The sequence below is a fragment of the Sinorhizobium sp. P24N7 genome, assembly GCF_042436655.1.
Lineage (GTDB): Bacteria > Pseudomonadota > Alphaproteobacteria > Rhizobiales > Rhizobiaceae > Sinorhizobium > Sinorhizobium meliloti_A.
The window spans coordinates 1-21,113 of sequence record NZ_JBHMIW010000031.1; the positions used below are offsets into that span (position 1 = coordinate 1).

The 21,113-nt window shown below is 62.3% G+C and carries 22 protein-coding genes and 1 pseudogene; 22 read left to right on the forward strand and 1 reads right to left on the reverse strand.

Annotation, left to right across the window (positions count from 1 at the left end):
- The 22 genes and pseudogenes from ACFHWW_RS33155 to ACFHWW_RS33260 all read left to right on the forward strand — a co-directional run.
- On the forward strand, nt 1-411 hold a 411-nt coding region (locus ACFHWW_RS33155), incomplete at its 5' end, for a flagellin (protein WP_379943561.1).
- Between the two features lie 266 nt (nt 412-677).
- Nucleotides 678-1,865 carry a flagellin gene (locus ACFHWW_RS33160; protein ID WP_100669577.1) on the forward strand — a complete coding sequence of 396 codons (1,188 nt, stop codon included), beginning with the start codon at nt 678-680 and terminating at the stop codon, nt 1,863-1,865.
- A gap of 317 nt (nt 1,866-2,182) precedes the next feature.
- Nucleotides 2,183-3,148, forward strand: coding sequence for a flagellin (locus ACFHWW_RS33165; RefSeq protein WP_379943563.1), 966 nt, complete (start codon nt 2,183-2,185; stop codon nt 3,146-3,148).
- Between the two features lie 353 nt (nt 3,149-3,501).
- On the forward strand, nt 3,502-4,149 hold the full coding sequence (locus ACFHWW_RS33170; RefSeq protein ID WP_379943565.1) for a hypothetical protein: 648 nt from the start codon (nt 3,502-3,504) through the stop codon (nt 4,147-4,149).
- Nucleotides 4,146-5,324 (forward strand): flagellar motor protein MotB, encoded by a 1,179-nt coding sequence (locus ACFHWW_RS33175; RefSeq protein WP_379943567.1) that lies wholly within the window; start codon nt 4,146-4,148, stop codon nt 5,322-5,324. Before ACFHWW_RS33170 ends, ACFHWW_RS33175 begins: the two co-directional genes overlap by 4 nt.
- Nucleotides 5,325-5,327: 3 nt before the next feature.
- A complete protein-coding gene (motC, locus tag ACFHWW_RS33180; protein WP_379943569.1) occupies nt 5,328-6,647 on the forward strand; it encodes a chemotaxis protein MotC in 1,320 nt (439 codons plus the stop codon).
- Nucleotides 6,644-8,095, forward strand: coding sequence for a flagellar hook-length control protein FliK (locus ACFHWW_RS33185; RefSeq protein WP_379943571.1), 1,452 nt, complete (start codon nt 6,644-6,646; stop codon nt 8,093-8,095). The genes motC and ACFHWW_RS33185 overlap by 4 nt, the downstream gene beginning before the upstream one ends.
- Nucleotides 8,034-8,597: a transglycosylase SLT domain-containing protein gene (locus ACFHWW_RS33190; RefSeq protein WP_033047239.1), complete on the forward strand. Its 564-nt coding sequence runs from the start codon at nt 8,034-8,036 to the stop codon at nt 8,595-8,597. The genes ACFHWW_RS33185 and ACFHWW_RS33190 overlap by 62 nt, the downstream gene beginning before the upstream one ends.
- A 271-nt stretch (nt 8,598-8,868) precedes the next feature.
- Complete coding sequence (rem, locus tag ACFHWW_RS33195) at nt 8,869-9,540, forward strand: transcriptional activator Rem (RefSeq protein WP_018094240.1); 672 nt, start codon at nt 8,869-8,871, stop codon at nt 9,538-9,540.
- A 91-nt stretch (nt 9,541-9,631) separates the two neighbouring features.
- Nucleotides 9,632-10,840: a flagellar hook protein FlgE gene (locus ACFHWW_RS33200; RefSeq protein ID WP_324762915.1), complete on the forward strand. Its 1,209-nt coding sequence runs from the start codon at nt 9,632-9,634 to the stop codon at nt 10,838-10,840.
- Between the two features lie 85 nt (nt 10,841-10,925).
- A complete protein-coding gene (flgK, locus tag ACFHWW_RS33205; protein ID WP_379943574.1) occupies nt 10,926-12,344 on the forward strand; it encodes a flagellar hook-associated protein FlgK in 1,419 nt (472 codons plus the stop codon).
- Nucleotides 12,345-12,346: 2 nt separating this feature from the next.
- Nucleotides 12,347-13,390 (forward strand): flagellar hook-associated family protein, encoded by a 1,044-nt coding sequence (locus ACFHWW_RS33210; protein ID WP_379943576.1) that lies wholly within the window; start codon nt 12,347-12,349, stop codon nt 13,388-13,390.
- Between the two features lie 37 nt (nt 13,391-13,427).
- Nucleotides 13,428-13,775 carry a flagellar biosynthesis regulator FlaF gene (gene flaF, locus ACFHWW_RS33215; protein ID WP_003529863.1) on the forward strand — a complete coding sequence of 116 codons (348 nt, stop codon included), beginning with the start codon at nt 13,428-13,430 and terminating at the stop codon, nt 13,773-13,775.
- Nucleotides 13,772-14,221 (forward strand): flagellar biosynthesis repressor FlbT, encoded by a 450-nt coding sequence (gene flbT, locus ACFHWW_RS33220; protein ID WP_003529861.1) that lies wholly within the window; start codon nt 13,772-13,774, stop codon nt 14,219-14,221. Before flaF ends, flbT begins: the two co-directional genes overlap by 4 nt.
- Nucleotides 14,212-14,628, forward strand: a complete 417-nt coding sequence (flgD, locus tag ACFHWW_RS33225; RefSeq protein WP_003529859.1) for a flagellar hook assembly protein FlgD — start codon at nt 14,212-14,214, stop codon at nt 14,626-14,628. Before flbT ends, flgD begins: the two co-directional genes overlap by 10 nt.
- A 6-nt stretch (nt 14,629-14,634) precedes the next feature.
- Complete coding sequence (gene fliQ, locus ACFHWW_RS33230) at nt 14,635-14,901, forward strand: flagellar biosynthesis protein FliQ (RefSeq protein ID WP_018094245.1); 267 nt, start codon at nt 14,635-14,637, stop codon at nt 14,899-14,901.
- Between the two features lie 149 nt (nt 14,902-15,050).
- Complete coding sequence (flhA, locus tag ACFHWW_RS33235; RefSeq protein ID WP_275596757.1) at nt 15,051-17,138, forward strand: flagellar biosynthesis protein FlhA; 2,088 nt, start codon at nt 15,051-15,053, stop codon at nt 17,136-17,138.
- Complete coding sequence (fliR, locus tag ACFHWW_RS33240; RefSeq protein ID WP_324762917.1) at nt 17,135-17,887, forward strand: flagellar biosynthetic protein FliR; 753 nt, start codon at nt 17,135-17,137, stop codon at nt 17,885-17,887. Before flhA ends, fliR begins: the two co-directional genes overlap by 4 nt.
- A 4-nt stretch (nt 17,888-17,891) precedes the next feature.
- Nucleotides 17,892-18,300 (forward strand): annotated as a pseudogene (locus ACFHWW_RS33245) (hypothetical protein).
- 101 nt (nt 18,301-18,401) lie between these two features.
- Nucleotides 18,402-18,956, forward strand: a complete 555-nt coding sequence (locus ACFHWW_RS33250; RefSeq protein ID WP_018094248.1) for a rod-binding protein — start codon at nt 18,402-18,404, stop codon at nt 18,954-18,956.
- A gap of 124 nt (nt 18,957-19,080) precedes the next feature.
- Entirely contained in the window at nt 19,081-19,449 is a 369-nt protein-coding gene (locus ACFHWW_RS33255; RefSeq protein ID WP_003529850.1) for a hypothetical protein, read from the forward strand.
- Nucleotides 19,449-20,015: a hypothetical protein gene (locus tag ACFHWW_RS33260; RefSeq protein ID WP_100669551.1), complete on the forward strand. Its 567-nt coding sequence runs from the start codon at nt 19,449-19,451 to the stop codon at nt 20,013-20,015. The genes ACFHWW_RS33255 and ACFHWW_RS33260 overlap by 1 nt, the downstream gene beginning before the upstream one ends.
- Before the next feature lie 35 nt (nt 20,016-20,050).
- Here ACFHWW_RS33260 and ACFHWW_RS33265 read toward each other — a convergent pair whose 3' ends face one another.
- Complete coding sequence (locus ACFHWW_RS33265; protein ID WP_379943585.1) at nt 20,051-21,040, reverse strand: glycosyltransferase family 2 protein; 990 nt, start codon at nt 21,038-21,040, stop codon at nt 20,051-20,053.
- Between the last annotated feature and the right edge of the window lie 73 nt (nt 21,041-21,113).

Consider the following 21,113-nt stretch of genomic DNA (forward strand, 5'->3'; position numbering starts at 1 on the left):
ACCGGCCAGGAAGCCTTGCATTACGATGGTACCGCAGTCTACTACGGTGTCGATACGACCAATGACCCGGCTACCGATGTCGATGCGCCGCAGTCTATCAAGGATCTTGATATCACAGGTCTGGACGATGCCCAGCTCGCCGCCATGATCTCCGCCGTCGATGAGGCGCTGTCGGATATGACCAGCGCGGCCGCCGATCTTGGCTCGATCGCCATGCGCATCGACCTGCAGAGCGATTTCGTCAACAAGCTCTCGGACTCGATCGACTCGGGCGTCGGCCGTCTCGTCGACGCGGACATGAACGAAGAATCGACCCGCCTGAAGGCTCTGCAGACTCAGCAGCAGCTCGCCATCCAGTCGTTGTCGATCGCCAACTCGGCTTCGGAAAACGTCCTTACGCTCTTCCGCTAATCCGACACGGAAAGGCGGTCGCGAACTGAGCGACCGCACCCTGACCGAAACTTCAAAGGGGCCACGCTCATCGAGCGTGGCCCCTTTCTTCGTTTCCTCGGCGAATAAGCGCGTTTAACCTTTGTTAACCATAACCGCGCTAAGTGGGCTCAACGCAACGAACGGTTAACCAAGACGAAGAAGCGGTTAACGGCATGATGCCTCGCGTTCGTTCCCCCGGGTGGCCGGGATGTCCCTTTCCAACTAGCCATTCAAAGGGGCCCGTAATGACCAGCATTCTCACCAATGTTGCAGCGATGGCTGCACTCCAGACGCTCCGCGGCATCGACTCCAACATGGAGGAAACGCAGGCTCGCGTTTCCTCGGGTCTCCGCGTCGGCACGGCGTCCGATAACGCCGCCTATTGGTCGATCGCCACCACGATGCGATCGGACAACATGGCGCTTTCCGCCGTTCAGGATGCCCTGGGTCTCGGTGCGGCCAAGGTCGACACGGCCTATGCCGGGATGGAGAATGCCGTCGAGGTGGTGAAGGAAATTCGCGCCAAGCTCGTCGCTGCGACCGAAGACGGCGTCGACAAGGCCAAGATCCAGGAAGAGATCGAACAGCTCAAGCAACAGCTGACGAGCATTGCGACGGCCGCTTCCTTCAGCGGCGAAAACTGGCTCCAGGCGGATATCACCACGCCTGTGACGAAGAGCGTAGTCGGGTCCTTCGTCCGCGATTCCTCGGGCGTCGTGTCCGTAAAGACGATCGACTATGTTCTCGACGGCAGCTCCGTTCTCTTCGATACCGTCGGCAACAACGGGATTCTGGACAAGGTTTACGATGTCTCCGAGTCCAGCGTAACGCTTTCGATCAACATAGGCGGCGTCGTCGCCGAACATACGGTTGCGGCTTACACGGTCGACGACCTCATCGCCGGCGGCGCGGTATTCCAGGGCAACTACGCCCTTGCCGGAGGTGTGAACTATGTCAAGGTAGAGGGCGTTTGGGTCGAAGCAGTTGCATCGTCCGCCGCGCCGGGTCAGGAAGTCGCTGCCGTGACGACCGCTGCAGCTCCCATTACCGCCGATTCCTGGGTCGTAGACACGTTGGCGGGGCCGGTTACCAGCGCACCTGCACCTGCCTCGATCGAGAATATCGACATCACCAACGCCGCGCAGGCAGCAAACCTCGACGCGCTGATCAGGGGCGTCGATGAAGCGCTCGAGGATCTGATCAGCGCCACATCGGCGCTGGGCTCGATTTCCATGCGCATCGGCATGCAGGAAGAGTTCGTATCGAAGCTCACCGACTCGATCGATTCGGGCATCGGCCGCCTTGTCGATGCCGACATGAACGAGGAGTCGACCAGGCTCAAGGCGCTGCAGACACAGCAGCAGCTCGCGATCCAGTCGCTCTCCATCGCCAACACCAATTCGGAAAACATCCTCCAACTCTTCCGTCAGTAAGCGGCGCCCCGGCTAGGGGGCGGCTTCGTCCCGCTCTGAAGGAGAAAAACCGCGGCTCGCAAAGGGCCGCGGTTTTTGCATTTCGGCGGCGACCTTACGCCAGACTTGCCGGATTAATGAATCCTTCATGTTTGTTATTGGTTCGTTAACGCCGTTAACCTTTTCTTAACCATCTTCGTTAATGGTTCGTTAAGAACGGCGGTCTGTCACCCAGGGCAAAAAGGTGTCAGCGCGCATGACGCCTCACCGTCGTTGCCGGCTTTCCGGAATGGTCCGATTTCCCCAACCAGGGCAGCACAGCCCCAGGGTGACCACCAATGACCAGCATCATGACCAACCCCGCCGCCATGGCGGCGTTGCAGACATTGCGCGCGATCAACCATAATCTCGAGACGACTCAGGGCCGCATCTCCTCCGGCTACCGCGTCGAAACCGCGGCGGACAATGCCGCCTACTGGTCCATCGCGACCACGATGCGATCGGACAATGCCGCGTTGTCGACGGTCCACGACGCCTTGGGCCTCGGCGCCGCCAAGGTCGATACCTTCTACTCGGCGATGGATACGGTCATCGACGTGATGACCGAGATCAAAGCCAAGCTCGTCGCGGCAAGCGAGCCGGGCGTCGACAGGGATAAGATCAACAAGGAAGTGGCCGAGCTCAAGAGCCAGTTGAACTCGGCCGCGCAGTCCGCCTCCTTTTCCGGCGAGAACTGGCTCTATAACGGTGCTTCAGCAGCACTGGGCACCAAATCCATCGTCGCTTCCTTCAACCGCAGCGCCGACGGCAGCGTTACGGTATCGACTCTCAATTACGACACAGCCAAATCCGTCCTGATCGACGTCACCGATCCGGCGCGCGGCATGCTCACCAAGGCGGTGAATGCGGATGCGCTTCAGTCCACGCCGACCGGCACGGCGCGCAACTACTATCTCATCGATGCAGGTGCAGCTCCCGCGGGCGCGACCGAGATCGAGATCGACAACGCAACGACCGCTGCGCAATTGGGCGACATGATCAGCGTCGTCGACGAGCTCATCAGCCAGCTGACCGACTCCGCCGCCACGCTTGGCGCCATCACCAGCCGCATCGAGATGCAGGAAAGCTTCGTCGCCAATCTGATGGATGTGATCGACAAGGGCGTCGGACGTCTCGTCGATGCCGACATGAACGAGGAATCGACACGGCTGAAGGCGCTGCAGACGCAGCAGCAGCTCGGCATCCAGTCGCTGTCGATCGCGAACACCACCTCCGAGAACATTCTCCGCCTGTTCCAGGAGTAACGACATCGCTTTCCGCCGTGCCGCCGGTCATCGGCATCGGTCGGAGAAAGGTTGGACCGCGCTATTGCCCTGGCGCGGTCCAACACCTTCGCACAAGTTTGACCGGATAGCCTTCCTTCGCAGTCATGTTGGAAATTGCCAGCCGGAACCACTCCGGCTGCCGCTTGCATCGCGCTTCGCCTTCCGCGAACCGCTGCAGAATCAAGAATGCCGGTCCGTCGCTATTCGGGCGAACGGGCCTAAGGAGACGGTCAAGACGTGTCGGGCTCTATGGATTTCCGGGCCGCAAGCGAGCCTTTGCAGATGCGGCTGGCAATATCGGCCTTCGCCGAGGTGAGCCGGGAGGCGTGCCGATGAGCGCGTCGCTGTCCCGCTATCTCAAGGATTTCAGCCCGCCGAAGATCGAGCTGACGCGGGTAACGCCGAGATATTTTCCGGATCTCGACACCGACCTTTCGCAGAACCGTGCATGGGCGGAGCCGGTCATACCCGAGATCGATATCGACGCCGAGCGCAGCGAAGCATTTGCGCAGGGACGTGCCGAGGCCAGCGCCGAACTCGCTCTCGAACATCAGAAAGAGATCGCCGATCTCAAGGCGCGCCACGCAGAAGAGATCGACGCCCTGAAGCAGCGCCTCGAGGAACAGGCAGCCGCCAGGATCGCCGCTGGTTTCGGCGAAATGGCGGATCGGCTGGCGCTCGCGCTCGGCGACCAGGCGGCGCGCGTCCTCGCTCCGGTCATGGACGAGGCGCTCGCCAAGCGCGCGGTCGAGAACCTGGCCGGCATGGTCCGGCACGGCCTCGCTGCCGGTGAAGGGATCGCGATCACGGTGCGGGGCCCGCTTGCGCTTTTCGAGACTTTGAAGGCCCTGCTGCCCGAAGCGACCGCGTTCCGTCACGTCGAAAGCGATGATGTCGACCTGACCGTCGAAATGGGCGAGGTGATACTGGTGACGCGAATGGCCGCGTGGTCCGATACTGTTCGCAAGGTTCTGGCATGAACGACGAGAGCAACGGCAAGAACGAAATCATCATCGTCCGGCGTTCGGCAGAGAGCCACGACGGCCATCACGGCGGCGGGTGGAAGATCGCCTATGCCGACTTCATGACCGCGATGATGGCCTTCTTCCTGGTCATGTGGCTGATCAACGCCGCAAACGAGGAGACCAAGGCGGCGATCGCCGCCTATTTCAATCCGGTGCAGTTGACCGATCAGAAACCGGCGGAGAAGGGCCTCAAGGATCCTGCCAAGGATGCGCAGGGCGAACAGACGCAGCAGCGCTCCAAGGTCGACGGCGAACAGGCCAAGTCGGGCGGTTCGGCCAAGACGGGGGATCAGCTGACGGCGACCTCGGGCGAAGAGACCAAATATTCGGATGCCGATTTCTTCGAGAATCCTTACTCGGTCCTGTCCGAGATCGCCCGCGAAGTGGGCCACGAGGCGAATATCAGCGTCAAGGGCGACGGCGGGGCGGCCCAGTCCGGGCCGTCAACCGGCGCCGCCGGGGGCGAAGCCTATCGCGATCCCTTCGACCCGGACTTCTGGACCAAGCAGGTGGAAGTGAAGGACGCCGGCAACACGGCCGAAAGCGACATGGCGTCAGCGGCACACAGCACCCGCGAAGCCGCCTCCGGGCCGAAAGCGCCGGATAGCGCGGAGGGCGCAAAGGCCGCGGATGCGCCCGAGAACCAAGCGCCGGCTGAAAATCCGCAGAAGGAAGCCGAAGCCCTGAAGGCCGAAATCGAAAAGGAACTCGGGGGCGAAGCCGGGCGGCTTCTCGAAAGCCTCGCCGTAACCCCGGCCGAGGGCGGCCTGCTGGTGACGATCAGCGAGCAGACGGATGCGCCGATGTTCGCGGTCGGGTCCGCCGTGCCGCAAAAGGAACTGGTGCTCGCGATGGAAAAGATCGGCAGGCTGCTTGCCGAGCGCCCGGGCGCTGTGGCCGTTCGCGGCCATACCGACGGGCGGCCGTTCAAGGATGGCACCTACGATAATTGGCGCCTTTCGGCGGCACGTGCCCAGAGCGCCTATTACATGCTGGTGCGCGGCGGCCTGAAGGAAGAGCGCGTGAAGCAGATCAGCGGCTTTGCCGACCGCCGGCTCCAGGTGCCGAACGATCCCTATGCGCCTGCGAACCGGCGGATCGAAATCCTGCTGCAGTCGGGCCAGGGCTGAGAAATGCTGAAGCGGCTCTGCACCATTCTTGCGGCATCGGCCCTTGCCGCTCCCCTCGCGCTTGGCCCTGCTCGCGCGAGCGGGAAGGAGGAGCTCACGCCTTACAAGATGATAAGGTCGCTGCAATATGTGCAGGATTCGGTGGTGCTCGGCGACCATTCGGCGATCGAGATGCAGCGCTTCATGCTCGGCGCGATCGACGAGCGGCTGAGGGCCGCCGATCCTTCGGCGTTTCGCGATCCGCGCAATGTCGACGCGGCTCTCGTCTATGTCATGAGCGGCGGCAATCCGGCGACGCTCGACCTTCTGGCAGACCGCGACATCGAGGGCAATTTCGACTCGCGGGTGACCGATGCGCTCAGGCACTATCTGAACGGTAAGGGCCCTCTGATCGTCGAGAATCTCACCAAGGCCGCCCCGGAATACAAGAATTCACGCATCGGTCCGTATCTGTTCCTGATCCTTGGCAACGCCATGTCGCAGCAGGATCCGATCGAGGCGATGAAACATTACGATTGGGCGCGCCTGACGGCACCGGGCACCATCATCGAGGAGGCTGCCCTTCGCCGTTCGGTCTCGCTGGCGGCGCGGGCCGGCCTTCCGGAGAAGGGCTTTCGCTATGCGCTGAACTACGCGCGGCGCTACCTGACGTCACCCTATGCGAGCCAGTTTGCCGATGTCTTCGTCGAGCTGGCGGTCGCCCATTTCGACGAGGCGGCCAATGGGCGCGTCTCGGAGGTACTCTCCTTCATGGACAGCGCGCGCCAGCGCGAGGTCTATCTGCGGGTGGCGCGCCGGGCCGCGATTGCCGGCAACCAGGCCCTGGCGCGGCTGGCCTCCAGACGCGCCGAGGAACTGGCAGGAAATGACAGTTCCCGTTCGCAGGTGCTTGCGAGTTTCTACGAGGGGCTGGCCGCCGTGCCGTCCGCTGATGTCTTTTCGGCCGCCGAAGCCCTCGAAGCGATCCCCGACGAAAACCTGTCCCCGCGCGACCGCGCCCTGCGCGAGGCGGCCAAGGCCGTAGCCGATGCGGTGGTCCGGCCACCATTGGGAGAAAGCCCGGCGCAAGCACCCGGGCCTATAGCGGAAAGACCGGCCGGGGAGCAACGCGAGCTGGTTGCGGAGGAAAGCGGAAGCGGCATGAGCCCCTTCGGGCAGCCTTTCGAGGGGTCGTCCGACAGGCCAACCGAGATGCCGGCCGAGGCCGGGACGGCCGAAGCCGATATCGCCGCTCCAGGCGATCCGGTGCTCGAAGGCTTTCTAGCCAGCGGTCGTTCGAAGATCGACGAGATCGATGCGCTGCTGAAGAGGGAAGGACAATGAGGCCTCTTGACGAGAGTTTGCGCGCGCCTGCCGCCAACAGGCCGGCACAGTTGCTGAGTGTTCGGGGTCAGCCAGAGGCCGAACCGGGGGCCTTTGGCGAGGCGATCGCCGATGCAGGCCGCCGCAGGACGCAGGGGCAAGCCGGCCAGGCATCTGCCGATGACGCGCGACGGGACCCCGTCGCGAACGGCGGCAACGCCTCGGCTGTGAGGAAGATCGACGGCTTTGGCGCGGATGATCCGGCATTCGTGGCGGATGCTGCGGCGCCCGACGCTCGGCCCGCCTCCGGGCGCGCGATCATGACACCGGGCCAGGCGACGAAATCATTGCAGCACGGCCACCCTGCCGGCACGCCGCATCTGTCGCGGGAACGTGAAGGTGGCCAAGAGGAAATCGACCAGCCGGCGGAGCGGGCGGTGAGCCGCTCGCGTGGATCGGTGCAGACCTCGCGCGAGACCGTTGACGAAGCGTCGGTCGTAATGGCGAGGGAAGGCGGGGAGAACGGCGACCCTGCCAGCGGAACCGTCTCCGATCTCCTGTCGATGCTCGCCGGCGCCGCACCGGCGGTGGCCGCGGCTTCGCAGCCGGAAGGCAGGCCAAAGCCCGCCCCGGCGGTTCGCGAAGGCTTGGACGGTCTGGCAAAGACGGTAGGCGGCATATCGCCGGAAGTGGCGGACGGCGAGCATCCGCAGATCGGGGAGGTGAACGGCGACGGCGAGCCGGACCGGCTTTTCCGCTTCGCCCGTGCCGACGGCAAGGGGCAAGCCGTTTCCATGAGCATTTCGCGGGATGGCGAGCGGGCAGTCGTGGAGAACAGCCGATCGTCGGTCAAATCCGGAGTGGAAACCGTGACCGTTCTGGAGGCGCGCCGCTATCTCGGCCTTGCGCTCAACGAGAACGCTGCGTCGGTGACGAGCGCGATCGCCGGCGATAGCGGATGGGCCGAGGCATTGCAATCGAGCGCCGCGACGACGAAGCCCGAAGCCTGGAGCCAGGCCGGCAAGACGCTCAATACGCTGAAGATCCAGATGCATCCGGTCGACCTCGGCATGGTGACGGCGACACTGAGACTGAAGGACGACGAGCTGCAGATCGATCTGAAGGTCGAAACCGGTGAGGCCTTCCGCCAGCTCAGCGACGACCAGAGCGAATTGGTGAAGGCCCTGCGGGCGCAAGGATTTGCGGTCGACCAAGTGAACATCGTCTTCAATGGCGGCGGAGATTCCGCAAATGGCGGCGGTGGCCAGTCCCAGTCTCAGTCCCAGTCTCAGGCCCAGGCTCAGTCACAGCTCGGCTACGAGGGCCGTGAGCGGGCAGGTGATGATGGACAGGGGCGTCAGCCGCGGGATGGCGGCGGGGCGGCGGCGGAAAGGTGGGCGGGCAATGATGCTACGGACGATATGGTTGACGGTGCCGAGCGTTCTCGCTCTGGCCACGTCTACATGTAGCGCCCTTGCGAGCGCAGGCGTGTGCGAGCGCGAGATCGCGTCCGCGGCCTCCAAATACGGCGTGCCGACCGGGATTTTATATTCCGTCGGATTGACCGAGACGGGCCGCAAAGGGTCCCTGCAGCCCTATGCGATGAACATCGAAGGCAAGGCCTATTTCGGGGCAAGCGTCCAGGATGTTCTCACACGATTCGGCGCGGCGCGTGCCGAGGGCGCCAAGCTCATCGATCTCGGCTGCATGCAGATCAACTACCACTTTCACGGCGAGCATTTCAGCTCTCCCGAGGAGATGCTCGATCCGCGCAGGAATGTCGAATATGCCGCCCGCTTCCTGTCCAATCTGCGCGCCCGGCACGAGAGTTGGACGATGGCGGTCGCTCGCTATCACGCCGGCCCCAACAACGACCCGGCGCAGAAAAAATACGTCTGCCGCGTCATCGCAAACCTGGTCGCGACCGGGTATGGCAAGTGGACGCCGAACGCGCAGCAGTTTTGCCGATAACCGACTTATGGTTGCATTGCCGCAGCCGCTGCCTCATTGTGGCGACAATGCGGACAGATTGTGATCGCAAGCGATTTCAGCATATCGCGTTAACTTTTCAACACCATGTTAGTGGTAAGGTTAACGATCACCTACTAGATATAGGCCAAATCGGCACGGAATTCTTAATCAACTATTAAAATCCCCCATTAACTTCCTCTAGTTGTTCGCGACTCCCGGGATTCGTACCTCTGTCTCAATGTGGCATCCATACTGATTCGGAGGCGGGCGAATGATCGTGGTGGTTGATGATAGAGCTCTTGTGAAGGACGGCTACGCGTCCCTGTTCGGCCGCGAGGGCATCCCCTCGACGGGCTTCGATCCGAGGGAGTTCGGCGAGTGGGTAAGCTCCGCCGCCGATTCCGATATCGACGCTGTCGAAGCCTTCCTGATCGGGCAGGGGGAGAGCACATTGACGCTGCCGCGCGTGATCCGGGATCGCTCCCGTGCGCCGGTCATCGCCATGAGCGACACGCCGTCGCTGGAAAACACGCTTGCGCTCTTCGACTGCGGCGTCGACGATGTGGTCCGCAAGCCGGTGCATCCGAGGGAAATCCTCGCACGCGTCGCAGCGATCCGCCGGCGTTTGACGGCCATCGCCAACTTCACGGATATCGGTCCCATCCGCGTTTTCGCCGACGGGCGCGATCCGGAGATCAATGGCGAAGTCTTCGCGCTTCCCCGTCGCGAACGGCGCATTCTCGAATATCTTGTCGCCAACCGCGGGCGCCGGGTATCCAAGTCGCAGATATTCAACGCGATTTACGGCATCTTCGACGAGGACGTCGAAGAGAATGTCGTCGAAAGCCACATCAGCAAGCTGCGCAAGAAACTGCGCAAGAAGCTCGGCTTCGACCCGATCGATTCGAAGCGTTTCCTTGGCTACTGCATCGACTGGAATTGAGCGCAGAAACGGCAGGGCGAGAACAGCTCAAGACAGGTTCACGCAAGGCCCGGTCTCTAGTGTCGCCGCAACAAGGAAATGAGGATCCGATATGAGTCTCTACGGTACCATGAGAACGGGCGTGTCCGGCATGAACGCCCAGTCCAACCGGCTCAGCACAGTCGCCGAGAACATCGCGAATGCCAACACCACCGGCTACAAGCGCGCATCGACGGAATTCTCATCGATGATCCTGCCGTCGGGCAACGGATCCTATAATTCAGGCGGCGTACAGACGGAGGTGCGCTACAGCATCTCGCAGCAGGGCGCGACGACCTTCACCACCTCGGCCAGCGATCTGGCGATCGACGGCGGCGGCTTCTTCATCGTCGAAGGCGCCAACGGCCAGGAATATCTGACTCGCGCCGGCTCCTTCGTTCCGGACAGCCAAGGCAATCTGGTCAATGCCGCCGGCTTCACGCTGATGGGCTACGAATACGAGGCCGGCGTCGACCCGACCGTCGTCGTCAACGGTTTCGATGGCCTGACCAGGGTCAATCTCGCTTCGGATGGGCTCATCGCGACCGGTTCGACCAAGGGTTCCATGGGCGCGAACCTGCCCTCGGGCGCGGCGGTGGGCGATGTTTCCACCACTTCGCTCGTCGTCTATGACAGCCAGGGTAATACCCGCATTCTGGATTTCAATTACGAGAAAACCGGGGCGAATGCTTGGTCCGTCGAGGTCGTCGACCGGACGTCGTCAACGGTCCTCGGCACACAGACGCTGAATTTCAACCCGGACGGATCCCTTACCGCGACCCCTGCCACATTGACGACATCGGCGATGGCGGCTCTTCCCGGCACCGGGGCGAACCTCTCGGCCCTCACTATCGATCTGACGAAGACGACGCAGCTCGGCTACGCCTTCAACGCCGACGGCGGCAACATCGACGGCAACGCGCCGAGCAAGGTCGCCGGCTACCAGATCGACTCCGACGGCATCGTCTACGTAAAATACGAGAACGGCGAGCTCGATCCGCGCTATCGCATCGCGCTCGCCAATGTCCAGAGCCCGGACAAGCTGAAGCCGGAATCCGGGAACGTCTATTCGCAGGGCGTCGACTCCGGCGTCATCATCACCGGCTTCGCCGGCTCGGGCGATTTCGGCGAGATCCTCTCCGGCGCGCTCGAAAGCTCGAATGTCGATATCGCCGAGGAACTGACGGCGATGATCGAGTCGCAGCGCAACTACACGGCAAACTCCAAGGTCTTCCAGACCGGTTCGGAACTGCTCGAAGTTCTCGTCAATCTGAAGCGGTAATTCCAACTTCGAAACTACGTACTTCCGGACGTAAGGCCCATTACGGGCTCTTCCCGGGAGTGCACTGAGAAAAACGGTCCCCGGCATGTCGCTGTCTTCTGCAATCGCCATCGCGCAATCCGCGTTCAGCACCACGGCGCAACAAACCGCCACGGTCTCGAAGAACATTGCCAATTCCGGCAATGCGGACTACTCGCGCCGCATGGCGATGCTCGGGACTACCCCGGGCGGCGCCCAGATCGTTTCGATTTATCGGGCGCAGAACGAGGCGCTCCTCAAGCAGAACCTGATCGGCATCTCGCAGTCCTCCGCGCAGAGCAGTCTCCTGTCCGGGCTGGAGATCATGAAATCGGCGCTCGGCGGTAACGACTACGAGTCGTCGCCCTCCACCTATCTCTCGGCCTTCCGCAACAGCCTGCAGACTTTCGCGTCGACGCCCGGCAATGCGACGATCGCCGCCACGGTGGTGTCGGATGCATCGGACCTTGCCAACTCGATCAGCAAGACGTCGGCCGCCGTTCAGGACCTTCGTCTCGACTCGGACAAGAAAATCGCCGAGGAGGTCGCCAATCTGAACCGCCTTCTCGCGCAGTTCGAGACGGCGAACAACGCCGTCAAGCAGGCGACCGCCGCAGGCACGGACGCGACCGCTGCGCTCGACGATCGCGACAAGACCCTGAAGCAGATATCGGAGCTTGTCGGCATTTCCACCGTCACGCGGGCGAACAATGATACCGTCATCTACACCTCGGGCGGCACCGTTCTCTTCGAGACGCTTCCGAGAGAGGTCACGTTTGCGCCGAAGAGTGCTTACGATGCCACTGTCACGGGCAACGGCATATTCATCGACGGCGTGCCGCTCGCTGCCGGCAGCGGCGCCGATACCAGTGCCCAGGGCAAGCTCGCGGGCCTGCTTCAGCTGCGCGACGACATCGCTCCGAAGTTCCAATCGCAGCTCGACGAGATGGCGCGCGGCCTCGTCACCCTGTTCCAGGAAGGCGGCTTGCCGGGGCTCTTTACCTGGTCGGGCGGAACCGTACCGGTTGCGGGCGCCGTCCAGCCGGGGATTGCCGCGAGCCTTTCGGTCAATCCCGCAGCGAAGGCCAACCCCTTCCTCCTGCGCGACGGCGGCTTCAACGGGGTCGTTTCGAACCCTGACGGCAATGCCGGTTTTACGGACCTGCTCGACGGACTCATCACCGCTCTGGACGGCGACATGGCGTTCGACGGCGCGACCGGGCTCGACGCCACGAGTTCGATCATGGAATTCGCCGCGTCTTCCGTCGGCTGGTTCGAGCAGATACGCAGCGGCGCCTCCAGGGCCGATGACAACAAGGCGGCGCTGCTGGCGCGCACGCAGGAGGCGCTCGGCAGCGTGACCGGGGTGAGCATCGACGAGGAACTGTCGCTGCTTCTCGATCTGGAACAATCCTACAAGGCCTCGGCCAAGTTGATCAGCACCGTCGACGCCATGATGGCGTCGCTTCTCGAAGCCGTGAGGTAATCATGAAGACGTCCTTCGTTTCGAACCTGGCCGTTCAGAACGCCATGCGGCTGACCATCCAACAGGGGCAGGCGGAACTTCTGAAGCTGCAGACCGAGGTGACGACCGGGCGCCATGCGGATGTGGGGCTGGCGCTCGGTTCCTCGGCGGCGCGCTCGGTAAGCCTGCAGCGCGAGCTGGCACGGCTCGATACGCTCGTCGATACCAATTCCGTCGTCACCCAGCGGCTTGCCGCCTCGCAATCCGCTCTCGCCACGATGGCCGAAGCGGCGCAGCAGGTGCGCAACACCCTCGTCACCTTCAAGGGCAATGATGCCGCCGATCAGCTCGCGATCCAGAAGACCGAAATACAGAGTGCCATGTCGGCCTTCTCTTCGGCGGCGAACCTGTCCTTCAACGGCGAATTTCTCTTTGCCGGCATCAACACCGACGTGAGGCCTTTCGAGGATTATGGCGCTGCGGCGAAGTCGACCTTCGACACCGCGCTCGCCACGTACATGTCGGCGAACGGCATTGCCTCCATGAGCGATTTCACGAAGGCCGAGATGGAGGACTTCATCACCAACACGCTCGAGCCGCTTTATGCAAGCGATGCGCAATGGGCCACGGATTGGTCCAAGGCCTCGAGCCAGAACATGACGAGCCGCATCAGCACGACGGAAGTGGTGCAGAGCTCCACGAATGCGACGACGGAAGGCTTCCGGAAATTCGCTCTCGCCAGCGTGATCGCCCTGGAACTGATGGACGAAAATGTCAGCTCCGAAGTCCGGGCCTATATCGGTGAGACCGCGCTCGGCTATGTCGAGCAGGCCAATACGCAGATCACGGCGGAGCGCAGCACTCTCGGTATTTCCGAAGCGCGCGTGAAAAAGGCGAATACCTCCCTCCAGGCCCAGATCAAGCTGATCAACACACATATTACCGATCTCGAAGGCGTCGACACCTACGAGGCTTCGACACGGATGAACACGCTGCTGACGCAGGTAGAGACCTCCTACACACTGACGGCGCGGATCCAGCGGTTGAGTTTGATAGACTTCCTCTAATGACTAGAGGATGCGGACAAGCATGAGGGATGTCTGAATGTATCAGTTTGCATACGCCGAGATCATGGAGGAAGGCGTAGCCGTTTCCAAGGATCGGGAGAAGCAGGTTCTCGATCGTTCCATCGCGCTCTTGCAGGCGGCGAAGGAAAAGGACGGATACACCCGGGAGGCGATCGAAGCGGTCTACTTCACCCGGCGTCTCTGGATCCGTTTCATCGAAGATCTGCGCGCGCCGGACAACCAGCTCAACGAAGAGCTGCGCGCCAACCTCATTTCGATCGGAATCTGGATTCTGAACGAGACGGAGAAGATCCGCAAACGCGAGTCTTCCAATTTCCAGGGCATAATCGACATAACCACCATCATCAGGGATGGACTGAAATGAAGAGCACACTGCGTATTTCGCTGAAATCGGGCGAAAGGATCTTTGTTAACGGCGCAGTGCTGCGCGTCGACCGCAAGGTCGCGATCGAATTCCTGAACGACGTGACCTTCCTGCTGGAAAACCACGTCCTGCAGCCCGAAGACGCGACGACACCGCTGCGGCAGCTCTATTTCATCGCCCAGATGATCCTGATCAATCCGGAAGGCGCGGACCAGTCGACCGCGATGTTCCGCAAGTCGATCGTCATGCTGCTCAACTGCTTCAAGCACGACGAGGTGCTGGCCGAGCTGAAGCGAATCGACGGGCTGGTCACGCAGGGTCGGGCCTTCGAGGCGCTGAAGGCGATCCGAGGGCTTTATCCGATCGAGGACCAGATCCTCAACGCGCAGGAACTGACGCCTGCGACGGTGGAACAGATACGCAAGGAGATTGCGCCATGGCGGTGAGCGGCGTCAACAACACGTCCAACAGCTACACGCCAACGGTTTCGGCCACGGATTCGGCGGGCGACGCCAGCGCGGCGACGCTCAACTACGAGAGCTTCCTCAAGCTGCTCGTGGCGCAGATGAAGAACCAGGATCCGACGCAGCCGATGGACGCGACGCAGCAGATCGCGCAGCTTGCGACCTTCTCGCAGGTGGAGCAGACGATCAAGACCAACAAGAACCTCGAAAGCCTGCTGCAGCGCACCGCGCTCAGCGAGGCGGACGCCGTGATCGGCAGGACGGTCACCAGCGCGGACGGCAAGACCACTGGCGTCGTCAAGGAGGTGAAACTATACTCCGATGGAATCATCGCGGTGCTCGATACGGGCAAGGAGCTCGTTATCGGTCCGGGCGTCATAATGAAGTGAGTTCCCATGAATGAGGCAGATGCCCTCGACATCGTACAGGCGGCGATCTGGACAGTGATCGTGGCCTCGGGCCCTGCCGTTCTCGCCGCAATGGTGGTCGGGGTCGGCATCGCCTTCCTCCAGGCCCTGACCCAGGTTCAGGAGATGACGCTGACATTCGTGCCGAAGATCCTGGCGGTGATGGTCACCGCCGCCATCTCGGCGCCCTTCGTCGGCGCGCAGATTTCGATCTTCACAGATATCGTGTTCTCGCGAATACAGAGCGGGTTTTAGCTCGGGGAGCGGCGAAGTACCCCCCTCTGCCCTGCCGGGCATCTCCCCCGGATACCACCTTCGCGCAAGCTTGGCCCTCTAGGACTCTGCCATACCCTTGGGCAGATCTTACGATCGCTGCCCGCCTCTCATGAAGAGACGGAAGAGACATGGCACAACAGGCGACGCTGACCATCCCGAAACTTGCACCCAAGAGCCGGGACATCGGCTTTGCGCTCGGGATCGTGATGATCCTGTCGATCCTGTTCCTGCCCATTCCCCCCTTCCTGATCGATCTCGGGCTTGCCTTCTCCATTTCGTTCTCGGTGCTGATCCTGATGGTCGCACTCTGGATCCAGCGGCCGCTCGATTTCTCGTCTTTCCCGACGATTCTGCTGATCTCGACCATGATCCGTCTGGCGCTGAACATCGCCACCACGCGCGTCATCCTTTCCCACGGGCATGAGGGCCATGGCGCCGCCGGCGGGGTCATCTCCGGTTTCGCCAACCTCGTCATGTCCGGGGACTTCGTGATCGGTCTCATCGTCTTCCTCATCCTGATCACGGTGAACTTCATCGTCATCACCAAGGGTGCCACGCGTATCGCCGAAGTCGGCGCCCGCTTCACCCTCGATGCGATCCCCGGCAAGCAGATGTCGATCGATGCCGACCTCTCAGCCGGCCTGATCGACGAGAAGGAAGCGCAGCGCCGCCGCCGCGAGCTGGAGGAGGAGAGCTCCTTCTTCGGCGCCATGGACGGTGCATCCAAATTCGTGCGCGGCGATGCGATCGCCGGCCTGATTATTACCGCGATCAACGTCTTCGGCGGCATCATCATCGGCTACCTGCGCCACGACATGGAGATCGGCGAAGCTGCCGACGTGTTCGTCAAGCTTTCCGTCGGCGACGGTCTCGTCTCCCAGATCCCGGCACTGATCGTCTCGCTCGCCGCCGGCCTGCTCGTCTCGCGCGGCGGCACCGCCGGTTCCACCGACCAGGCGGTCGTCGGCCAGCTCAGCGGTTATCCCCGGGCGCTGATGGTCGCCTCCGGGCTGATCGTCCTGCTCTCCGTCACGCCCGGCCTGCCTTTCCTCCCCTTTGCGGCGCTTGGGGGCGGCATGGCTTTCCTCAGCTGGTTCATTCCGAAGCAGATCGAGGCCGAGAAGGCGGCAAAGCGGGACGAGGAGGCGGCGAAGGCGCAGCAGAGCAAGGAAAGCGACAAGGATTCGGTCAAATCGGTGCTGAAGACCGCGGAGATCGAGCTGCTGCTCGGCAAGCAGGTCTCCACCAGGCTGCTGGGCGCGCATCAGGAGCTTGCCTTCCGCGTCGGCAAGATGCGCCGGAAGTTCGCCCTCCAATACGGCCTCGTCGTTCCGGAGATCAAGGTTTCCGACGACATCACCATTCCCGACAAGGCCTATCATGTCCGCATCCACGGCACCACGATCGCTTCCAACACGGTCCGCGTGGGCGAAGTGCTGGTGGTTACCGGCGGCGGACGGCGGCCGAGCGTGCCCGGCGACGACATCCGGGAACCGGCTTTCGGCATGCCGGCGGTGTCGATCCTCGAGACGTTCACGGAAGACCTGAAGCGCGAGGGCTTCCACCCGATCGACAACGTGTCGGTGGTGCTGACGCATTTGAGCGAAGTGATCCGCAACAACCTGCCGCAGCTTCTCTCCTATAAGGACGTGAAGGTGCTGATCGAACGGCTCGACCCGGAATACCGCAAGCTCGCGGACGAGATCTGTACCTCGCACATGTCCTATTCCGGCCTGCAGGCGGTGTTGAAACTGCTGCTCGCCGAACGCGTCTCGATCCGCAATCTGCATCTGATTCTCGAAGCCGTGGCGGAGCTGGCCCCGCACGTGCGCAAGACCGAGCAGATCGTCGAACACGTGCGGGTGCGCATGTCGCAGCAGCTCTGCGGCGACCTCGCCGACAACGGCGTGCTGCGCGTGCTGAGGCTCGGCAACAAGTGGGACATGGTCTTCCACCAGGCGCTGAAGCGCGACGCCAAGGGTGAGATCGTCGAGTTCGATATCGACCCGCGCCATCTCGAGGAATTCAGCGAGCAGGCGACGAAGGTAATCCGTGAACATCTCGATCGCGGCATGCCCTTCGTACTGGTAAGTTCGCCCGAATCCCGGTCTTATGTGCGCATGATCATCGAACGCCTCTTCGCCACATTGCCCGTGCTCTCGCATGTCGAGCTCGCCAAGGGACTCGAGATCAAGATCATCGGCTCGATTTCATGATCACCGACCCCGAGGGCACGGTCCTGGCGCTGTTTGCGGCCTTCTGCCGGATCGGGGGCTGCGTCATGATCATGCCGGGATTCTCGACGGCGCGCGTCCCCATGCAGATCAGGCTGTTCATAGCGGTGGCGCTCTCCATGGCCATCCTGCCGATCATGTGGACGGATATTTATCCGCAGGTGACGGGCAAAGGTCACACCTATCTCTATCTCGTCGCGACCGAGACCGCCATCGGCGCCGTGATCGGGCTCGTCGCGCGCTACTATGTGCTCGGGCTGCAGTTTGCCGGCACCGCAATGACCATGCTGATGGGGTTCAGCCCGCCGCCGACGGCGGATGTGCTGGAGGATACGGCGGAAAACCAGCTCACCAGCATGATCGGTTTTGCCGGGCTGATGATTCTCTTCATGCTGGATTTCCACCATGTGATTTTCGAGGCGATCGCGCAGTCCTACCGGGTGATGCCGATCGGCGCCGGCTTCGATCCGCAGGGCACGCTGATCACGCTCACCAATTCGCTCGGTCAGACCTTCATGATCATGCTCCGGCTCGCCAGCCCCTTCGTGATCTACGGCCTGCTGTTCAACGTGGCGATCGGCATGGTCAACAAGCTGGCGCCGCAGATCCCGGTCTACTTCATTTCCCAGCCCTACCTCATCATGGGCGGCCTGTTCCTTCTCTATCTCGGCATCGCCGCGATGCTCCGTCTGTTCGCCGACGGCTTCGCGCCCGTCATGCAGGGTGGCTAGCTCGATGAAGGCGCGGTCGGAAAAGCTGAAACGCCTGGTCGCCGTCCAGCGGCATCTGGAGCGGATGGCCGAAAGCGAAGTGGCCGAGACCGCCCGGCAGCGGACCGAACTTGCCGGAACGATCGACGTCGTGGTCGACGCCATGGGGTCGGCCCATCCGATGCATCGCGTGTTTTCAGGTCACTATGCCTCCCAACTCGGACGCCTCGTGCAGAAGGACCAGATGCTGCTCGGAATCCAGCAGGTGCATGAAGCCCGCATGATGAAGGAACGCGCCAAGGGCGACCGGCTCGAGGAACACATGAAGGACGCCCGGCTGTCGGAGGACCGCGAGGCCGCCGACAATTCGATCCTCGACCTGATCGACCAGCACGTCTCGGGCGGCGCCAGCCTCCGGTAAGGTTGACGGGTGATAATGCTTCAACCGGGGAGCCAGCAAGGGTGGCTTTCGGCTTCACGAACATCGCGTTGCCCGGCAAACGAGATGCCGGCTTCGGCTTTGAGAGGATCTGACATGGCTATTTCTCCGCCCAGCGATCTGGTGATGGACGTCGTCCGCGCGGCCGATCCGGCTGAGGTCCAGGAGGCGCAGGCGCGGCTCAAGGCGAATCGCGCCGCTTTCCAGGCGACCAGCCTCGCAGAAAACGGCGATGGCTTCGCGGCGCACGTTTCTTCGGTGCTCAATTCTTCCGAAGGATCGAGCGGGCTTGGAGACATCAGCAATCGCGCCGAAGCGAAGAAGATCCCGGAGACCTATCGGAAATTCGAGGCGATGGTCCTGCAGAATTTCGTGAAGTCCATGCTTCCGAGCGAAAGCGAGAACGTCTTCGGCAAGGGCACTTCCGGCGACATCTGGAAGAGCATGATGGCCGAGCAGATCGGCGACGTGCTCGCCAAGGGCGGCGGGATCGGCATCGCCGATCAGATGGTTGGCGACGGTGCGACCGATCGGGTGAACGCCTCGCTCGACGGCGACAGCCGGAACCTCGCCGCTGGCATGGTCCAGGAATATGAGCGCAAGGCGCTCTCGTCCTTCCTGCCCAACGACGAAAAGAAGAAGCAGGCCTGATGCCGTCGCCCGGACCGCGAAGCGGCCTGGCGAAATACATTTATACCAATGGAAACAAGCGGGCGAAAGAATACCTGGGCATCGTTCCGCCCGCGCCCTGCGATAGTGCATATGGGAGTTGATTATGGAAGCTGTGGCATCCAACGACCTGCGGATCCAAAATGTTCTCGGCCGACTGGAGATGATCATCGACAATGAGAACAGCCGTATCGGTGCGGACCCCGAATTCGACCTCAAGACCTCGAACGCCCACAAGAGCCGGTGCCTCTACGAGTTGACCATGCTTCATCGCGACGCCGGACCCGGTGAGATCTCGCCGGCCTTCGCCGCGCAGACGCGCCATCTCAGGAGCAAGCTGCAGGTCAACGCGCAGAAGGTGGCGGCGCATCTGGAAGCGGTCCGCTCCGTCGTCGACCTCCTCAAGACCGCCGCCCAGGACGCGGATGCGGACGGCATCTATACCGAAGCACAATTCCGCTACAGCGATTTCTGATGTTGAAGCTTGTTCTCACCGGGGTCTGGGTCTGCGCCGTGACGCTCGGGTCGGTTTATTTTTCGATGCAGCATGCCTCGGCGCCGGTGGTTTCGGATGCGGAGGCGGACCGGCGCGCGTCGCAGGAATATGTCCCCGGTGAGATGATAACGATCCCGTCCATCAAGGACGGCGCGGTGCAGGGTTATTTCCTTGCGAAGCTCTCCTTCTCGGCATCGCGGGAAGGTATCGCCAAGCTGCATGCGCCTCTGCGCCAGCTCGTCACTGACGAGCTCTACGACATGCTGGTGGGCTCGAAATTCATCGATGTCGCCGATACCGCTACGTTCGATCTGCCCGGCTTCAAGGTTGCGGTCAAGGATGGCCTCAACAGGAAGCTCGGAAACGAGGTCATTTCGGAAGTTCTGGTCGAGCAGCTTGAATATCTGACCAAAGAGGACGTGGAACGCGTCGCCAACAGCCAGAACCGCCCGTATCAGAAGCCTGTGCCGATCCTCGACAGGAACGGCCAGGCGGCCTCCGACCGGCTTCCGGAGAACGCGGTGCAGGCGACCAGCGCGCACTGACGCCGATAGGGCGGCGCGCCTTGCCGGCGACAGCGTCAGTCCCTGTCGCGATTGCCGTCCCGCGTATCGGCCGCGTCGATCCGGGCGGTCAGCCGGCCGATCGCGACGTGGAGGGGATAGAGGCTGGCCGCGGCAAGGCCGGTCTCTCTCCAGAGCCTGAGGCCTACCGGCAGCGATGAGGCCAGCAGCCATAGGGACTTGCAGAGGGTTTTCAATCGCCCGGAGAAAGTCGCATCGCGCTGACGCTCCATCAGCGTCGAGATCGCACCTTTCTCGAGACTGCGGGCACGCGTCCAGGAAGCCGTCGTGTGATGCGCCGGAACCGACTCCGCCACCCAGGCATCCGCAGCCCAGGCGAAGGAGAAGCCTTTCGCCCTGCACCGGTCGAAGAAATCCGCGTCGCCGATGCCGACGATATTGAGCGCCGGATCCAGGAGCGGCTGCGGCATGCCGTCGAGCACCCGTCGCGTGATCAGGACGTTGCCTGCGGAGTAGAGGACGGGTACGGGCCCGCTCCCGTGGTAGGGAGGTGCGAAGACGGGGTGCCGCTTCCACGTCTGCTCCTGGGGATGCCCCAGGACGGGAAGCTGCGGACCGCCGACAATGTCCGCATCATGGGCTTCCTGCACCGCCATCAGGCCATCGAGCCATTCGGGAGCGGCTATCTCGTCATCATAGATGAGAGCCGCGAAGCCGAGGCTCGGAAAGAGTTCGAGAGCGGCTGTCAATCCGGCATTGCAGGCATGGGCATATCCGCGGCGGCGTGCCACGACGACGGCGGAATCGAAAGAATGGCCGCTTAGGAAGTCTTTGGCCGACCGCGCGCCGGCAAATCCGTCCGCGTCGTTTTCGACGACAATGGTCGCGAGGGGGACATCGGGCCTTTGTGAGACGATGGTCTTCAGCGTCTTGACGAGATGATCCGGACGCCGGAACGTCGGCACGATCACGACGAGCTCGATATCCGACGCGTCTTCCAGCTTCGTCTGAAAATGAATGAAACTGTCCTGGCCGTCCGACGTCATCGTCAAAGCCCGCGCCGATTCGATGCAATGAGTACAGCAAATCTTCCTAAAAGAGGTTGAATCCAAAACGGCC

Coding starts and splice junctions, on each gene's coding strand:
- ACFHWW_RS33160 (WP_100669577.1), top strand. CDS start 678: ATGACCAGCATTCTCACCAATGTTGCAGCGATGGCTGCACTCCAGACG.
- ACFHWW_RS33165 (WP_379943563.1), top strand. CDS start 2,183: ATGACCAGCATCATGACCAACCCCGCCGCCATGGCGGCGTTGCAGACA.
- ACFHWW_RS33170 (WP_379943565.1), top strand. CDS start 3,502: ATGAGCGCGTCGCTGTCCCGCTATCTCAAGGATTTCAGCCCGCCGAAG.
- ACFHWW_RS33175 (WP_379943567.1), top strand. CDS start 4,146: ATGAACGACGAGAGCAACGGCAAGAACGAAATCATCATCGTCCGGCGT.
- motC (WP_379943569.1), top strand. CDS start 5,328: ATGCTGAAGCGGCTCTGCACCATTCTTGCGGCATCGGCCCTTGCCGCT.
- ACFHWW_RS33185 (WP_379943571.1), top strand. CDS start 6,644: ATGAGGCCTCTTGACGAGAGTTTGCGCGCGCCTGCCGCCAACAGGCCG.
- ACFHWW_RS33190 (WP_033047239.1), top strand. CDS start 8,034: ATGCTACGGACGATATGGTTGACGGTGCCGAGCGTTCTCGCTCTGGCC.
- rem (WP_018094240.1), top strand. CDS start 8,869: ATGATCGTGGTGGTTGATGATAGAGCTCTTGTGAAGGACGGCTACGCG.
- ACFHWW_RS33200 (WP_324762915.1), top strand. CDS start 9,632: ATGAGTCTCTACGGTACCATGAGAACGGGCGTGTCCGGCATGAACGCC.
- flgK (WP_379943574.1), top strand. CDS start 10,926: ATGTCGCTGTCTTCTGCAATCGCCATCGCGCAATCCGCGTTCAGCACC.
- ACFHWW_RS33210 (WP_379943576.1), top strand. CDS start 12,347: ATGAAGACGTCCTTCGTTTCGAACCTGGCCGTTCAGAACGCCATGCGG.
- flaF (WP_003529863.1), top strand. CDS start 13,428: ATGTATCAGTTTGCATACGCCGAGATCATGGAGGAAGGCGTAGCCGTT.
- flbT (WP_003529861.1), top strand. CDS start 13,772: ATGAAGAGCACACTGCGTATTTCGCTGAAATCGGGCGAAAGGATCTTT.
- flgD (WP_003529859.1), top strand. CDS start 14,212: ATGGCGGTGAGCGGCGTCAACAACACGTCCAACAGCTACACGCCAACG.
- fliQ (WP_018094245.1), top strand. CDS start 14,635: ATGAATGAGGCAGATGCCCTCGACATCGTACAGGCGGCGATCTGGACA.
- flhA (WP_275596757.1), top strand. CDS start 15,051: ATGGCACAACAGGCGACGCTGACCATCCCGAAACTTGCACCCAAGAGC.
- fliR (WP_324762917.1), top strand. CDS start 17,135: ATGATCACCGACCCCGAGGGCACGGTCCTGGCGCTGTTTGCGGCCTTC.
- ACFHWW_RS33250 (WP_018094248.1), top strand. CDS start 18,402: ATGGCTATTTCTCCGCCCAGCGATCTGGTGATGGACGTCGTCCGCGCG.
- ACFHWW_RS33255 (WP_003529850.1), top strand. CDS start 19,081: ATGGAAGCTGTGGCATCCAACGACCTGCGGATCCAAAATGTTCTCGGC.
- ACFHWW_RS33260 (WP_100669551.1), top strand. CDS start 19,449: ATGTTGAAGCTTGTTCTCACCGGGGTCTGGGTCTGCGCCGTGACGCTC.
- ACFHWW_RS33265 (WP_379943585.1), bottom strand. CDS start 21,040: ATGACGTCGGACGGCCAGGACAGTTTCATTCATTTTCAGACGAAGCTG.